We start from the raw sequence: 15,636 nt of genomic DNA, 5'->3' as shown, positions 1-15,636 counted from the left end.
GGAAGCATGTCGGAGATTTCAAAACGGGCCGAAGCGCCCTCAATCCCGAATTCACAACCGGGTCCCAAGGCTGAAAGCGAGGACATCTATGAAAAGCTGGAGCGCGCTGTGGAAGAATGTCTGAAACTGTCATCCGATACCGCCACCAGTTCAGCAACGATATCCCGATTGGAACCCAAGAGCCCACAACCGAATACGGCGCGGTCACCTGAAAATTCCCAGATAGCCGATATCCTGCCTATGCCTGCGAGCGAACGGGTTGTCGAGCCCGAGATCGAGGTTCGGCCGAAACCGGCCGGCGGACAGCCCGCCGAGGCCAAAGGCGCCGAAGGCATGGTCACGATAGAGGGCGATACGGGGCCGCTCAGGACCGAGAGCAATCCTCCCGGAAAGTCGCCCGCCGCCGGTGGCGGACCCGGATCGGGCGGAGGCGGCGGCAAGTTCCACAAGCGGCTCGAGCCGGTGGACTTTTCCGCAAGCCTCAAGGCCGGCATAGATGCCGTGCGGACGAACCTGGCGTTCGTGATGCTGTTCACGGTTGCAAGCAATGTCCTCGTGCTGGCGATCCCCGTCTATCTGTTCCAGATATCCGACCGGGTGCTGACGAGCCGCTCGCTCGACACGCTGGTCATGCTGACGATCATCATCGTGGCGGCGGTCATCCTGCAAGCCGCGTTCGACGCGCTGAGGCGCTGCATCCTGATGCGGACGGCGGTGGAGGTCGCCGCGCAGCTCGGAGCTCCCATCCTAAGCGCTGCCGCCCGCGCCTCGCTGCAGAGCAACGGGAAGGAGTACCAGATCCTCGGGGACCTGCAGCAGGTTCGCTCCTTCCTGGTCTCGCGAACCCTGCTGTCCTTCCTGGATGCGCCGATCGCGCCGGTTTTCGTGCTCGCCGTTTTCCTGATCCATCCCCATCTGGGATATATCGTCGTCCTGACGGCGCTTCTGCTGCTCGCCTTCACGCTCGTCAACCAGCGCATGACGGCCGAGCCCTTCGCGGAGGCCAATACGGCCCAGGTGAAGGCCAATCTTCATCTCGAATCCATGTCGCGAAATTCGCAGATCATCAACGCGCTGGCGATGATCCCCGAGACCGTGCAGATCTGGGGAAGGGACACGGCCTCATCGCTGAGGTCGCAGGTCGTCGCTCAGGACCGCAACATCACCATCGCATCCATTTCGAAGGCCTGCCGGCTCGTCACCCAGATCGCCATGCTGGGCTGGGGCGCGTATCTTTCGATCGAGGGCGAACTTACCGGCGGCATGGTGATCGCCGCGTCCATCATCGCCGGCCGCGCGCTTGCGCCGATCGAAGGCGCCATCGAGGGCTGGAACCAATACAGCCAGTCGCGCGCCGCCTATGGCCGCATCACGGCGCTCCTGAAGTCATCGCCCCTCAATTTCGAGCGGCTGAACCTGCCGAAACCGGAGGGTCGCCTCGATGTCGAGAGGCTGCTTTACGTGCCGCAGGGAACCAAGCGCGTGGTGCTCAACGGCATTTCCTTCTCGCTGCAACCGGGGGATTCGCTCGCCATCATCGGCAATTCGGGAGCGGGCAAGACGACTCTCGGAAAGATGCTCGTCGGCTCGATCCTGCCCACTTCGGGCAATGTGCGGCTGGACCTGATGGACCTGCGTAATTGGGACCAGCGGCAGTTCGGCGAAAACATCGGCTACCTGCCGCAGGATGTGCAGCTCTTCCCCGGAACGATCAAGGCGAACATCGCCCGCATGCGGCAGGATGCCACCGACGAGCAGATCTATCGGGCCGCGATGCTCGCCGACGTTCACGAGATGATCGCCAATCTTCCGCACGGATACGAGACCGTGGTGGCGACGGATGGCTCGCCGCTCTCCGGCGGCCAGAAGCAGCGGATCGCGTTGGCGAGAGCTTTTTTCGGCGACCCGCGCATGGTGGTGCTGGACGAGCCGAATTCGAACCTCGACGGTGCGGGCGATGCGGCGCTCCTGCGTGCGCTCCAGCATGCCAAGGAGAACCGGATCACGGTCGCCACCATCACCCAGCGGCCGGCACTCCTGAATACGGTCGACAAGATCCTCCTCGTCGTGAACGGCACGGTCGCGCTGTTCGGCATGCGCATGGAGGTTTTGAAGGCGATCGAGGCGCGCGGTATCAGCATCGAGAACGGCTCTTTCGGCCATCAGCTACAATAGGGAGTGGGAGGTGAAGATGCCTGAAGGTCCGAAGCTCCACGACATCGAGTGGTATTCCGAGGTTCCGCGTTCGATCTGGAAACACACGACCGCGGGGGTCGTGCTGGTGGCGGTCGCTTTCGGCGGGTTCGGAACATGGGCAGCGACCGCGCCGCTCGCGGCCGCGGTGATCGCGCAGGGCAGTTTCGTCGCGACCGGCCGCAACAAGGTCGTTCAGCATTTCGAAGGCGGCATCATCAAGGAACTGCTCGTGAAGGAGGGCGACCAGGTGGTCGAGAACCAGCCGCTCGTACTGCTCGACGAGACGGCGGCGAAGGCCAAGAAGCAGGAGCTTTTCCTGCGGCGCGTAAGGCTGGAGGCGACGGCTGCCCGGCTCGCCGCACAATCGGAGGCTGCCGATACGATGACGCTTCCGGATTTCCTAGGCGACCTGAAAGACGACCAGGATGTCTCTTCGCTGGTGCTGACACAACAGCTCAACTTCAAGGCCCAGCGCCTCAAGCTCGCCACCGAACTTTCCCTGTTGCGGCAGAATATCAAGGCGCTGGAATTCCGCAGCGAAGGCTATAGCAGGCAGAAGGAAGCGGTTCTCCGTCAACTTGCGCTCCTGAAGGATGAGTATGAAACCAAACGCGTTCTCTTGACCAAAGGCCTGCTGCGGGCAACCGAGGTCAAGGCACTCCAGAGAGCGATCGCCGATGCCGAAGGGCAGATAGGCCGCCTCGAAGCCGAGGTCGCCGAAACCGGTGCGCAATTGCTGAAGGAGCAGCAGGAAATCGCGCGCGCCGAAGATACCTACCGGGAAGAGGCACTCGACAGGCTGCAGTCCATTCAGGGCGAGCGGGATGCCGTACGCGAGCAGTTCCGCGAAGCGGACGACGTGTTGCGGCGTGCCACGATCGTGGCGCCGGTTTCCGGCACTGTCGTGCGGACCTATTATCACACCACCGGCGGCGTCATCGAAAGCGGGAAGGGGATCATGGAAATCCTGCCGGCGGGAGTGCCGCTGATCATCGAGGCGAAGGTTCCCCGCAACGAGATCGACAGCGTGAAGATCGGGCAGACGTCGAGCATACGTCTGGTGGCGCTGAACCAGCGCACGACCCCCGTGATCTACGGCGACGTCATCTATGTCTCCGCCGATGCGCTGGAAGACAGCAAGGCGAACCCTGCCAACAACCATGATGTCTACATCGCCCGCATCAACGTCTCGTCGCAGGAGCTCGCCAGGGTGAGGGGTTTCACGCCCCAGCCGGGCATGCCGGCCGAGGTGATGATCCAGACGGCCGAGAGAACCTTCTTCAGCTATCTCGTGAAGCCGATCACCGACAGCATGTCGCGGGCGTTCGCCGAACGCTGACGGGCATAAGAAAAAAGGAAGTGACCTGCGGCTGTCCGCAGGTTGCATGCACGGGGACGACTTGAACAGCCACGGCCCGACGAGCGGGAAATGCCGGGGCCTCCTCACCCTGGCTATCTCCATCGCGCGGAATCGCTCAGTTCTTGGCCGGCCTCTGCTGTTCCTTGATGCTCGTATAGGATCCCAGCCTTGCTCCGCATCGGAAGCACCAGAGAATATCTTCGCTGTCCAGAAGCTCATCATCGTGGATAGCCACGGCGTGATGGCAGCCGGCGCAATGGAACGTCATCCTTTTCAGGAGATTGGCGTGCATTTTGTCCTCCTCCGTCAGGTGGAGCATTTTGATGCTGCTCCGAAATAGAGTGTCCAAAAAGACAAATGCGCATGCGATGGAGAAAGGCCGATGGCCCATATGCTATGCGATCTGTCCTTATGGGAATGGCACCTCACCTCCCATTTCGCCGGAGGTGCCAAAGGACAGTACGTTCTGAACGTGAGACCATAAGGTCTCCGGCAAATGATATCACGCGGCAAGGCCGACGTCATTTACACCAAAAAGATGAAGGCCCGACCGTTTTTCCCGTTCGAGCCTTCAATTGGACTGTTTTGGCAGGGTAATTTTCTTTTGGTTGCATCCCAAAGTCAATTCAATCGAATGGTCTATGCCCCGCGGGCTCCCGCCAGGAAATTGCGGTGCGGGTGTTGCCGGTTTGCAATTCCAGGGCTGCGAGGTTGTGCTAGGCTTAACCGGCGGACTTGAGCAGAACGCCTTGGGTTTCGGCGGGGTGAAACGGCCGGTTGCCGCTTCGGTGACCGGCCTTTTTCGTGCGCGGCGTCACGCCACGAAAGCGTTGTAGAGCTGGCTGCCCCAGGAAAGCGAGCGATCGAAGAACTTCTGCCGGCCCTTGGCGAGCATGTCCTGCAGCTCGTGCAGTTTTTCGGTGTCGTTCGCCAGCGAGGCCAGCGCCGAGGTCAGAGCTTGCGCATCGTTTGCGGGAAACTCCACGCAGGCCTCGGCGACGAGTTCCTTCGCGGGCACGACCGAACTCAAGATCGCAGGAACGCCGTGCACAGCCGCTTCGACCACCACGAGCGCCAGCCCTTCGGGAAACGTGCTTCGGGTCGGGCAGACGAGGAGATCCGTGCGCTCGAGCTCCCGGTGCACGTCTTCCGCGCTAAGCTGTCCCAGCATGCTGATCCGACTCCGGTGCGGGGATAATGCCATGCGCCTGCGCAATTCGTCCTCGACCTCTCCGGTGCCCGCGAAAGCCAGGGTCAGGCCGGGGTTTCGAAACGCCACGGCTTCAAAGGCGGCCAGAAGATCGAAAACCCCCTTCTCCTCCTGAAGACGGCCGAGAAACAGGATGCGGGTCAATTGCTCCGGCCGGCGCGGAACCCTCAGGAATTTCGAAAGGACCTGCGGTACTTCCGAATAGAGGCCGGTTCCGGCGCCGGGCCGGAGTTCCGTGACCTGCCGTCTGGTTTCCTCGGAGGTGCAGACGCCGGAGCAGACGCGCTGCATCGACATGCTCGTCATCCGCCGCTTCAACCGATCCTTGAGACTGTCCGACTTGAGCCCCATCGGCCAGAAATTGTTGTGCGCCGTCAGTACGACGCGCGTGCTCTTGGGAATGGAGCGCATCAACCACCAGGGGGTGTCGACACCGAGCAGGACGACGTGAGGCTCGAATTTCTTCAATTCACGGGCCACATTCCGGCTGAAGACGAGGCTCGCCTTGCGATAGGAAAAGCTGCCGTTCGGCCGATCGCGCGGGATCCTCACGAAACGGAAGCGAGGGTCGCGATGCTTCGGCAGACCTTCCGGTTCCGAGATGATGAGCGCCATGGACTGCAGCTTCTCGATCAGCGTGTAGAACATCGTCGAATAGGCGACCACGGGCGTGCGCGGGTCGAAGCGCCCCTCGATCCAATGATCGAACGTTCCGGCGACGTCGCCAGGCCCTGCGATGAAGGCCACGCGGGGCGTTTCGCTGGGCATCAAGCCCAGCCGCGACCGGAAGCGCAGCGGAGCGTTCTCCGGTATCACGACAAAATCGGAGAGATTGTCATTCATACGGATCCCCTGAACTATCGTGCCCGAACATGTCCGCGGAAGTTCGATGACGGCGGCGCTCCACCCATCGTCTCGATCATATCGAAGTCTGCCCGGTTTCAGGAACATCACCAGGGGTCATCTCTTGGAAGTATGCGTGTTGCGCAGAGCCGCAAGCCCGCCATAAGGCTTAGGCTACGCTTATTGAAGCACTCGTCGTGATCCCTTTCCGCCGCTATCAAACGATAGGGATGCCGAACGGCATCCGTCGTGCTTCCGTCGGCGAGGGCTCATGATGAAGGTGGCTCGCATCCCGTTCGTTTCCAACGGCTTCGTCTCCGCAGGCATCCTCGCGATCGCGTTCGCGATGCTTTACGCGATCGGAATAGAGGGAATGCTGAAGGCCGCCCCGATCGGCGACGACTTCCTCGTCTTCTATCGCAGCGGGACGCTCTTTATGGACGGGGCTGATCCCTGGCTGGCGTTGATGAATTCGCCGCAGCCCTATTCCTATCCGCCGCACTCGCTTTCGGTCATCGCCGCCTATAATTTCCTTCCGCAGTCCGCCGCGCTCTGGCTTCATATCGCCATCAGCCTGATTTCGATCGCGATCCTTTGTTATCTCGCCAATATCTGGTTCCTGCATATAGACAGCTTTAGGAACATGACGATCGCCCAGGCGCTGGCGCTGGCTCTCATCATCGGCAATCCCTATACGGCCACCAGCCTCTATCAGGGACAGATGACCCTGCCGGTTACCGCCGCGCTGCTTCTATCCTGGCACTTTCTGCGGAATGGCCGCTGGTTCGTCTCGGGCCTCCTGCTCGGGATCGCGACCCTCAAGCCGCAGCTGTCCATCCTTTATGTCTTGTGGCTCATCCTGTCGCTCAATATCGGCGTGCTGGTGGTCGGCGGTTTGCTCGCCGCGCTGATGATCGTGCCTGGCGCATTCATGTTCGGTCCTCTCGTACCCTTCGAAAGCTGGCTCACCTCACTCGGGGGATATTCGAGCGTCGCTATCAACGCGCCGGGATCACCCTTCGTGGTGGGGCTCGAAAGCCTGCTGGTGGCGCATGGTTTTACACCCAGCCGTATGCTGATGGTGATCTCATGCCTGGCGGGTCTTGGCCTTCTCTACGGATATCGACGCTATCTGAACCGAACGACGACGATCCACGCTCTGCTCGTGCTTTCGTTCACCTTCCTCTATGCCCATGACTATGACTATGTGGCGGTCATCCTGCTGTGGAGCTACGGATTGCTGATGGTGCTGGAAAGCGGCAGTTTCGCCAGGTTCGGCTTCTATTCCGCGATGGCGGTCCTCTTTTTCATCCCGCAGAGGCTGCTTCGCGATATCGATTTTCCGCTGCTCGTCCATTCGCGGACGCTCGTGCTTGTCGCGATCTGCATCGCCATCATCATCTGGAGCAATCGGGCCAGCGAGGCTGCGGTCTTCAGACGGGCGCAATCCTCTGTTCCGGCAGAGTAAATTTCATGAAAGGGAAGCGTAGCGGCGTGGCTTGCGCCCCATGGCGACCGGCTTGAGGCTGGGCGTGGTGGTGGCCTCGATCCTGCGCCTAACGATGTAGATCGGCCGCTGCTTGATCTCCGAATAGACGCGGCCGAGATACTGACCGAGGATGCCGATCCCCAGGATCTGGATTCCCCCGAGGAAGAGCATGCTGACCAACAGCGAGGCATAACCGGGGACATCCACGCCGAAGAGCAGGGTCTTGGCGATAGTGAAGACGCCGTAGAGGAAGGACACGCCGGAAATGCCGGCGCCGATATAGGTCCAGATCTCGAGCGGCAGCGTCGAGAAGGACGTGATGCCCTCAAGCGCGAAATTCCAGAGCCGCCAGCCAGAGAACTTGGACCTGCCGGCGACCCGAGCCTCGCGCACATATTCGACCGTTGCCGTCCTGAAGCCTACCCAGGCAAACAGGCCCTTCATGAAGCGCCGGCGCTCGGGGAGCGCCTTGAGCGCCTCGATCACCTGGCGGTCCATGAGGCGGAAATCTCCCACATCCGCAGGGATGGGCTGCGAGGCGATCAGGTTGTGCAGCCGGTAGAACATGGACGCCGTCCAATGCTTCAGAAACCCGTCGCTCGACCGGTCGGCACGCTTGGCGAGCACGACCTCATAGCCTTCCCGCCACTTTTCGACGAGTAGGGGGATGACCTGCGGAGGGTCCTGCAGGTCGCAATCGATGGGGATCGCGGCGTCGCTCTCGCAGGCATCGAGGCCGGCCGTCATCGCCGCCTCTTTTCCGAAATTGCGTGAAAGATCGATGATGCGGATGCGCGGTTCGCTCACCTGCGCCTCCATCAGGCATTCCAGGGTGCGGTCGCGGCTTCCGTCGTTGATGAAGATGAAATCGAAGAACACGCCGTGGCGCGAGAGCGGATCCAGCGTGGTGCGCACGGCCTCAATGAAAGGCCCGACTGCCGCCTCCTCGTTATGGACGGGAACGATCAGGCTGATGGTCGAGAACGGTTTTTCGCCTGCAATCACATTCGTCATGGGAGCGCACCCGGCCTTTTCTGAGTGTTCGACTCTAGGGCTCCGCCCCGCCGTCTGCCGACCTGCCCATTCGGATAAGGACTATGCCAAGCGGTGGAGGACAAGGCGTGCCCTACGCCGATTGGAGAAGGGTGCTCATCCCTTGATGAGGTGCTGGATCGCCTGCCATTTCGGATGGTCGGCACCCTCGATTTCCAGAAGCCCCCAGCTTCCCCATTTGCTGGGTTCTCCCATGGACGAGAAGACCGCATAGAGATCGCCTCCGGAGGCCCACCAGGTCTTCAGATGGCGGAGATAGAGTTCCCCCATGCGCGGATCGCGGTTTGCGGTGATGAAGAGGTCGGCGAGCTTTTCATTGTTTTCCGCGCCGCCATGTCCGACGAGGTGCTGGCCGCCCTCATAGGCATAGAGCTTGACGCCATATTCCCCGGCGACCACCGCCTGGGACAGAATGGCCCTCCTGTTCTCCGTCGCGATCTCGCGCTCGAGTTCCAGAAACAGCCGGTCGAGCGACCATGTCGAAACCTCCTCCGCGCGTTCGGGCGACCCAAGTCCGCCGCCGAAGTAGGGTGCGATGGCGAGGACATCGGCATGTTCCTTCACCCCCTTCCAGGAGAGGATGGTGGTGCTGGTCCAGTCGTTGACGGACTGGGCGGCGTAGATGCCGACGATCCGCTCCTTCTGGGTGCCGAAGACGTCTTCCCAGATGGCAAGGATTTCGCTCGTGCGATGAGCGTAGTAGCGAAGCTGCGCTTCGTAGCCGTTATCCGAGAAGCCGAGCGCCAGCCCCTGCTTGCCAGCATAATCGGCCTGGCCGAAAATCATGTTCCAGACCTCGTTGGAATATTCCACATTCACCTTGAGGTCCGGATCGAGGCCATCCTTCACCGCAAGCGCGAAGCGGCGGACGTAATCGTCATCGGCCAGATGAGGCATGTTGAACCAGGGATCGATCTTCACCAGGTTGCAAAGCTCGATCATGTATTCGTGCGGCACGCCAAGATCGGAACGGCCGAACTGGCCGACCCTCGGCTGGTCCTTCCAGGTGCGGACCGCCGAGTTGTTGGTTCCCATCCAGTCCATGAAGCGAAGTGCTGCCATGCCTTCGAGGCGTTTCAGGAACGGCTCCCGAAAGTTGCTCTCGGGCATCTTTCCGCGTTCGTGGACGCGAATGTTGCGGATGGGATCGGCCGGATCGGTTTCCAGGATGCGGGCCGTGAAGGGATCGGACTTGCGAAGATTGCGGACATCGTCGCGTCCCGGTGCGCGAGTCTCCAGTTCGGCGCCGCCCACATAGCCGATCCGGCCCTTGCCGTCGTAGTGGACGGAAAGCTCGACGGGAAGGTTCCTGCGGTGCTCGGTAAAGATCAGGAAACTGTCCAGCACCGCTCCCTTCGGAACCTCCTTCGGATAGCCCTCCGGCGTCATCGGGGGAAGGGGGGTGTCCCAGGTGAAGGGGGCTCCTTCAATCTGGACCCGCCAGCGAGCTGCATTATGGGCGAGGTTGGAAAAGACTTGCTCCGTTGCCCAATAGCTCATGCCGCTGAGATTGAGCCCCAGGCGACCCGGAGGCAGGTCGTCCGCCGTCGTGTGGTCGGAACTCGCGCCCAACAAGGGCGCGACCGCCGCGCTCGACAGGAGCTGCAAAAGCGTGCGGCGGTTCACGGCCAGTTTTGTCTTTCCGGTCCCCATGACTGCTCCCGCAGGTTTTCGCTGAAAGGTACCGCGGTCTTTGTGCCGCGCGGCATCGTCCGGAATCGAAGGTCAGCGGGGTGAAGAAAACAATCACTCCAAAAGGGGGTGCCATAGGCAGGTCGAAGTAGACGTTACCTCCTTTGGGCAGGCTGTGGCGGCGGGAGCCCGCCTATACGCTGGCGTCGGAACTGTGCGCATGAAACTTTCCGAGGGCGGATATGGAACAGGATGATTGCGAGCGGGAAGCCCCGCCATCCCGCCGCTACGCCGAGCGTGAGCCTCCAGATGCCTGAATATCTTCGAGCACTCACCTATGTTCTGATCGTCAGCATTCCTGCGTTCTACATCGCCAGGAGGATCGCCGTTCCGCTCATCGACGAGGACGAGTTCCGGCTATGGCGGAACTGCTGGTTCGCGACCACTTGCGCGACCTTCCTGTCGAGGAGCTTTCTGGACTTCGCCTTCGTGCTCATCCTGATGAGCATTTACATACTTCGCTATTCCAAGCGGCCGGTTCTTCTTTATCTCGTCCTGATGTTTGCGGCGCCGTGCGTCGCTGTGGGGATGGGAATTCCGCCGATCTTCAACAGGATCATCGACCTCAATCCGCCACGGCTGCTCGCGCTGCTGATCCTCCTGCCCATTGCCGTCGATCTCTGGCGGAACCGGGAAAACCGCGAGCTCCGCGGCACCGATGCGGCGATCCTGGCCTTCTTCGGCTTCGTTTGCCTGCTTTCGCTACGGCTCGGAGACTTCAACTCCATCCTGCGGGTCGTGCCGGGCTATTTCCTCGACATCCTGCTTCCCTATTTCGTTTTCAGCCGCGCCCTGCGGTCGGCCCAGGAGGTGAACCAGGCGCTCCTCGCCTTCGCGGTTGCGACCATGCCGCTTGCGGCGGTCGGCATGTTCGAGATCTGGAGAAGCTGGCGGGTCTATTATGTGGTGCTGCAGGAGTGGGATGTCTTCCTGCTCACCGCGTATCTTTTCCGTGACGGGCTGTTGCGCGCGGCGACGACTTCCGTTGAATCCATCGCCTTCGGCTTCCTTTGCATGGCGGGAGGAGGCTGCCTGCTGGCACTTCGGACGCGGCAGGCCATCGGCCTGTGGCGCTATGCGGCGCTCGCCCTCATGATGGGCGGGCTGTTGTCCAGCGTATCGCGCGGTCCGTGGCTCGGCTTCGCATTCTGCGCAGTGGTGCTGCTCCTTACCAATCTGCGAAGATCGCTCCGGTTGCTTTTCGGGGGCCTTCCCGTGCTGCTCGCCGTGGCAGCCCTGCATCCGACGTTCATCGATCGCTTCATCAACCTGCTTCCGTTCGTCGGTTCCGCCGACCGCGGCAGCGAGACCTATCGCTCGCAGCTCTTCGAAAACTCGATGATCGTCATCGGCCGTTATCCGTTGCTCGGTTCGGAGACCTTCCTGGGAGAGCCGGAGATGCTGAGAATGATCCAGGGCCAGGGCATCGTCGATGTCGTGAACTCCTATCTGCAGGTGGCCCTGCAATACGGCTTGATCGGCCTCGTCCTCTTCCTGCTTGTCTTCGGGATGATCGCAGCCAAGACCGCGAGCCTCTTCCTCAGGAGCAAAACGGATCTCGTGAGCTATCAGGGCTATTTGGCCCTCTTGCTGGCGGTGCTCTTCACGATCGCGACCACCAGCAGCGTATCGGTCATTCCCCATATCTATTGGGCGCTTGCCGGTATCGGCGCGGCGCTCGTGCGGCTGGGCCTCGGCATCCAATGGGAATTCGTGGAGAAGGTCACGGGCAGGATGCGGACCGTTGGGATCGGCCCGACGCCTCCCATTGCGCAGCCGACCGGACGCTTGCAGAAAATGCGCGTGGTGGGCGGCCGATGAACACTGCGAAGCAGATATTGCCGATGCCGGACCTCAAGAAGCTGGCCGGACAGCTTTCGCGCTTCGGCCTGGTCGGGCTTGCAGCGACTTTCGTGCATCTTCTCGTTTTCAGCCTGGCAATCGATCTCGCAAATATCGAGCCGTCGCTTGCAAATGTGGCAGGCTTCCTTGCTGCCTTCATCGTTTCGTTTTCGGGTCAATCGAGCTGGACTTTCCCTTCGAAGAGCATGGACCGGCTGCAAAGGCGGCGACGCTTCCTGCGCTACATCGCCGTCTCGCTGACGGGTTTCCTCATGAATGCGGCCACCGTCCACGTCCTCGTGTACATGCTTGCCTACCCCTACACCTACGCCCTGCCGATCATGGGGGTTGGCGTGCCGGCGATCCTTTTCGTCCTTAACAAATACTGGGCGTTCGCGGATATTCGAAAGGAGTGAGGAACATGCGTATTCTTGCAAAATTCGGCGCTGCGCTTGCCGCCTCGGTGCTGGTTTCCACCGCTTCGATATCCATGGCGACGGAAGGGGAGCGGCAGTCTGCCCAGGTGCTCTATACGGGCCACAGCCTGATGGACAATCCGCTGCCGGAATATATCGAGCTTATCGCAAGAAGCCTGGGAAAGGAGATCGGCTGGGAGCAGCAGATCGTCATCGGTTCGCCTCTGAGGGTCCGCACCTGGGGTGACGGAGGCTGGGCCGGCTACAGCTATGGCAAGAACCGCAAGGGCGACGGGATGAACGTCGTCGAAGAGTTTCGAAATCCCAAGCGCCTGGCGCAGGGCCGTCGTTACGACACGCTGGTCGCGACCGAGGGACATTCGGTGATAGGCACCGTGATCTGGGAGAATTCGGTCGGCTATCTCAGGAGCTTCCATGACCGGTTGGTGGAGGGCAATCCCAAGGCCCGCACGCTCTATTACCACGTCTGGCTGGGGGTGGATAAGGCCGATCCCGAACCCTGGATCAGGCATGAGAGGAATGCCTCGCTGGTTTTCCAATGCGTTGCCCGCAAGGTGCAGCTCACCCTGGAGGCAGAGGAGCGTCCCGCCCGGCTTTCGGTTCTGCCCGGCGGCACCGCGATGGTCGAACTCGTGGAACATGCGCTGAAGGGAGACGTGCCGGGCATATCCGGTACGGTGCAGCAGAGGCTCGACCGGATATTCAGGGACGACGTGCACCTGACCGATCTCGGCATCTATTTCATGGCGGCCGTGCACTATGCCTCCATCTATCACGCCTCTCCGGTGGGGGCGAAAGCGCCGCCCGTGGTGCGTCCCGAGGCGGCCAAGGCACTGCAGACGATCGCCTGGAGCCATGTGCGGGAATTCGAAGCCAAGACCGATCTGAACGGACTGACGATGGAGGATTGCCGCGAGGGAATCGCCAAAAACGCCTGCGAAAGCTATTGGACGATGAAGGGAGAAGGCGGCCAGGTCGGGCGCTGCCGGGATTACTTCGCGAATGCGCGGCCCGAGGCCGACGGCAATCCCTTCGTCTGGCCCGACCCGAACTGGAAGCCGCTCGCCTATCCGGCCGGTCATTGACCCCTCATTTGTATTCGATGATCGCCTGCCGCCGTCCGATGAGCCTGTTGATATGGAAACGGACGATGCCCTGCATTTCGGCGAATTTGCCGAGCACGGCGAAGATGGCATTGGTCCAGCGGGCGGGGGTGGCCGGAGACCTGCGGGCCAAACGGACGATCTGAAGCGGGTAGACCAGAAGGAGCCCGAGAGCGGCGGGCTGAACGATCGCGCTGGCAAGCGCGATCAAGGGCAGGAGGCCGCCCCAGAAGACAGAGCGGCGGACATTCCGCGTCCAGATCCTGAATGGCGAGCCGCGATGCAGATGGGATACTTCCGCGTAGGCATGTCCGCAGCGCACGCTTCGTTTCCACCATTGGCCGAGGCGGGTTATGTCGGCATCATGGCGGGTCATTTCCACGGGCAGGCGCCAAATCCGCCAAGCCTTCTTGCGCAGGCGGATGCAAAGCTCCGGCTCCTCACCGGCGATCAGGTGGTTCGAATAGCCGCCAAGCTCCCATAGGGCGGAGGCCCTGATCAGAATGTCCCCGCCGCATTCCTGGACTTCGCCCGGAACGCCTTCCCATTCCTGATCGCACATGGCGTTGAAAATCGTGCGTTCCGGATGACGCTCCCGACGACGCCCGAAAACCAGGGCGACATCCTTTCTCGCGATCAGGAAGGCTGCGGCGGTTTCGATCCAGCGGCCATCGACTTCGCAATCGCCGTCGACGAACTGTACGAAAGCCGTATCGGGCCAGCGTTGCATCAGGGCGTCGAAGCCGGCATTGCGGGCGCGGGCCGCCGTGAAGGGTCGGGTCAAGTCGAGCTGCAGGACGAAGGCGCAGCGTTCGGCGGCAGCCTCGATGCTGCCGTCACAGGAGCCGGAATCGACGTAAACCGTGCGATCGCGGTATGGCGCAAGGGAATCGAGGCAGCGGATCAGACGCTCGCCCTCGTTCCGCCCGATGACGACCACGCCGGTCGTGGCGCCCAGGGCGGGAAAATCACGGTGAGCTATGGTTGCCGTATCCATCCGGGCGCGCCTCCGGCGCCAGCCGCTTCTCGGATAAGTCTCTATACCGTCTCTAAAATTTAGCTCGTGGCGTGTAAACCTACCCCTTTGGTGGAAGGGGTGAGGGGCGCCTACGCTTTTTGTCCGGCTCAGTCTTCGCGGCCTGTTTTGCTATACCCGAAGGAGGAGACCGCCACAGCGAGCGGACAGGAAAAAGGCGCTTGCGAAATGCGTATCGCGTATTTCACCAACCAGTATCCAGCGCCGAGCCATACTTTCATACGCCGGGAAATCTTAGCCCTCGAAGCGCGGGGGCATGAGATCGCAAGATATGCTGTGCGACCCTTCCGGGGCGAGTTGAAGGACCCCGACGATCTTCTTGAGGGAGAGAAAACGCGGCACCTGCTGAAGGTGCGCGCCTTGCTGGCGCTCGCAAGCGTCCTGCGAAGCTTTTCAGCCAATCCCGCCTCGGCGGTGCGGGCATTCGCCAGCGCGTTCCGGTTCGCGCGGGCCTCCCGCGGGCAGTATTTCAGACATCTCGCCTATTTCTACGAAGGGATGATCCTGGCGGACTGGTGCCGAAAAGACCGGATAGAGCATTTGCATGTCCATTTCGGCACCAATCCCACGACTGTAGCTGTATTGGCGCATCAGATCGGCGGTCTCCGTTTCAGCTTCACGGTGCATGGGCCGGAAGAATTCGACCGGCCTGAAAAGCTGGCGCTCGGCGAAAAGATCTGCGCCTCCTCCTTCGTCGTGGCGGTCAGCTCTTACGGCCGTAGCCAGTTGCTGCGCTGGGCCGATCTCAAGGATTGGCGAAAGGTGCAGGTGGTGCGCTGCGGGATCGACGAGCGCTATCTGAAGGATGACGTGGAGGCCCATGGCATGGAGCCGAGGCTTCTCTGCATCGCGCGCCTATCGGAGCAGAAAGGACATATCCTGCTGCTGCAGGCGGCCGCGAAGCTCCGGGCGGAAGGATTGCATTTCAAGCTGGTTCTGGTGGGCGACGGGCCGCTGAGAGCGGAGATCGAACGGGAGACCGGCCGGCTCGGCCTTGAGGACAGTGTGATCCTGACGGGCACGCTCGCACAGGAAGCCGTCCGAAGCGAGATCCTGCGGGCAAGGGCGCTGGTGCTGCCGAGTTTCGCGGAAGGGCTGCCGGTCGTGCTGATGGAGAGCCTGGCGTTGAAGCGCCCGGTGATCTCGACCTATATCGCCGGCATTCCCGAGCTGGTGCAGCCGGACAATGGCTGGCTCGTTCCCGCCGGCGATCTCGATGCGCTCGCAAACGCAATGCGGCAGGCGCTTTCAGCGAGCGATTTCGAACTCTTCCGAAAGGGCGAGGCAGGCCGCCTGCGTACGCTGGAGCGGCACGATATCAACAGGTCGGCGGCACTCCTGGAAAGCCTGATGGCGCAGGCCGGTACCGCCTAGA

Annotated in this window: 12 protein-coding genes; 7 read left to right on the top strand and 5 right to left on the bottom strand. The window is 61.5% G+C overall.

The genetic code is table 11. From position 1 onward, the window contains the following. Positions 1-6: 6 nt before the first annotated feature. On the top strand, positions 7-2,175 hold the full coding sequence (locus ACE04I_RS03590) for a type I secretion system permease/ATPase (RefSeq protein ID WP_046795013.1): 2,169 nt from the start codon (positions 7-9) through the stop codon (positions 2,173-2,175). 16 nt (positions 2,176-2,191) lie between these two features. Next, complete coding sequence (locus tag ACE04I_RS03585) at positions 2,192-3,535, top strand: HlyD family type I secretion periplasmic adaptor subunit (RefSeq protein ID WP_046795012.1); 1,344 nt, start codon at positions 2,192-2,194, stop codon at positions 3,533-3,535. 136 nt (positions 3,536-3,671) lie between these two features. Here ACE04I_RS03585 and ACE04I_RS03580 read toward each other — a convergent pair whose 3' ends face one another. Next, entirely contained in the window at positions 3,672-3,848 is a 177-nt protein-coding gene (locus ACE04I_RS03580) for a hypothetical protein (RefSeq protein ID WP_156176949.1), read from the bottom strand. A gap of 522 nt (positions 3,849-4,370) precedes the next feature. After that, entirely contained in the window at positions 4,371-5,609 is a 1,239-nt protein-coding gene (locus ACE04I_RS03575; RefSeq protein ID WP_046795010.1) for a glycosyltransferase family 4 protein, read from the bottom strand. A 271-nt stretch (positions 5,610-5,880) separates the two neighbouring features. Between ACE04I_RS03575 and ACE04I_RS03570 the strand changes: the two genes are divergently transcribed. After that, entirely contained in the window at positions 5,881-7,077 is a 1,197-nt protein-coding gene (locus ACE04I_RS03570) for a glycosyltransferase family 87 protein (protein ID WP_046795009.1), read from the top strand. Positions 7,078-7,080: 3 nt separating this feature from the next. Here the strand turns inward: ACE04I_RS03570 and ACE04I_RS03565 are convergent, their stop codons facing one another. Both ACE04I_RS03565 and ACE04I_RS03560 read right to left on the bottom strand, forming a co-directional pair. After that, positions 7,081-8,112 carry a glycosyltransferase family 2 protein gene (locus tag ACE04I_RS03565; protein ID WP_046795008.1) on the bottom strand — a complete coding sequence of 344 codons (1,032 nt, stop codon included), beginning with the start codon at positions 8,110-8,112 and terminating at the stop codon, positions 7,081-7,083. Positions 8,113-8,247: 135 nt separating this feature from the next. Further along, positions 8,248-9,804: a hypothetical protein gene (locus ACE04I_RS03560; protein WP_082118355.1), complete on the bottom strand. Its 1,557-nt coding sequence runs from the start codon at positions 9,802-9,804 to the stop codon at positions 8,248-8,250. Positions 9,805-10,092: 288 nt separating this feature from the next. On the opposite strand from ACE04I_RS03560, the gene ACE04I_RS03555 reads away from it, so the two are divergent. From ACE04I_RS03555 to ACE04I_RS03545, 3 genes are read left to right on the top strand one after another with little or no spacing between them, the layout of a single operon-like run. Then, on the top strand, positions 10,093-11,664 hold the full coding sequence (locus tag ACE04I_RS03555) for an O-antigen ligase family protein (RefSeq protein WP_170986274.1): 1,572 nt from the start codon (positions 10,093-10,095) through the stop codon (positions 11,662-11,664). Then, positions 11,661-12,101, top strand: a complete 441-nt coding sequence (locus tag ACE04I_RS03550) for a GtrA family protein (RefSeq protein WP_046795006.1) — start codon at positions 11,661-11,663, stop codon at positions 12,099-12,101. The genes ACE04I_RS03555 and ACE04I_RS03550 overlap by 4 nt, the downstream gene beginning before the upstream one ends. 5 nt (positions 12,102-12,106) lie before the next feature. After that, entirely contained in the window at positions 12,107-13,207 is a 1,101-nt protein-coding gene (locus ACE04I_RS03545; protein ID WP_197082524.1) for a hypothetical protein, read from the top strand. Between the two features lie 4 nt (positions 13,208-13,211). Here the strand turns inward: ACE04I_RS03545 and ACE04I_RS03540 are convergent, their stop codons facing one another. Beyond that, positions 13,212-14,222, bottom strand: a complete 1,011-nt coding sequence (locus tag ACE04I_RS03540) for a glycosyltransferase family 2 protein (protein ID WP_046795005.1) — start codon at positions 14,220-14,222, stop codon at positions 13,212-13,214. 207 nt (positions 14,223-14,429) lie between these two features. Here ACE04I_RS03540 and ACE04I_RS03535 point away from each other — a divergent pair, with 207 nt between their 5' ends. After that, positions 14,430-15,635: a glycosyltransferase gene (locus ACE04I_RS03535; RefSeq protein ID WP_487206630.1), complete on the top strand. Its 1,206-nt coding sequence runs from the start codon at positions 14,430-14,432 to the stop codon at positions 15,633-15,635. Position 15,636 lies beyond the last annotated feature (1 nt).

Source organism: Rhizobium moroccans, from assembly GCF_057559155.1.
This window is presented reverse-complemented; position numbering and strand designations above follow the sequence as displayed.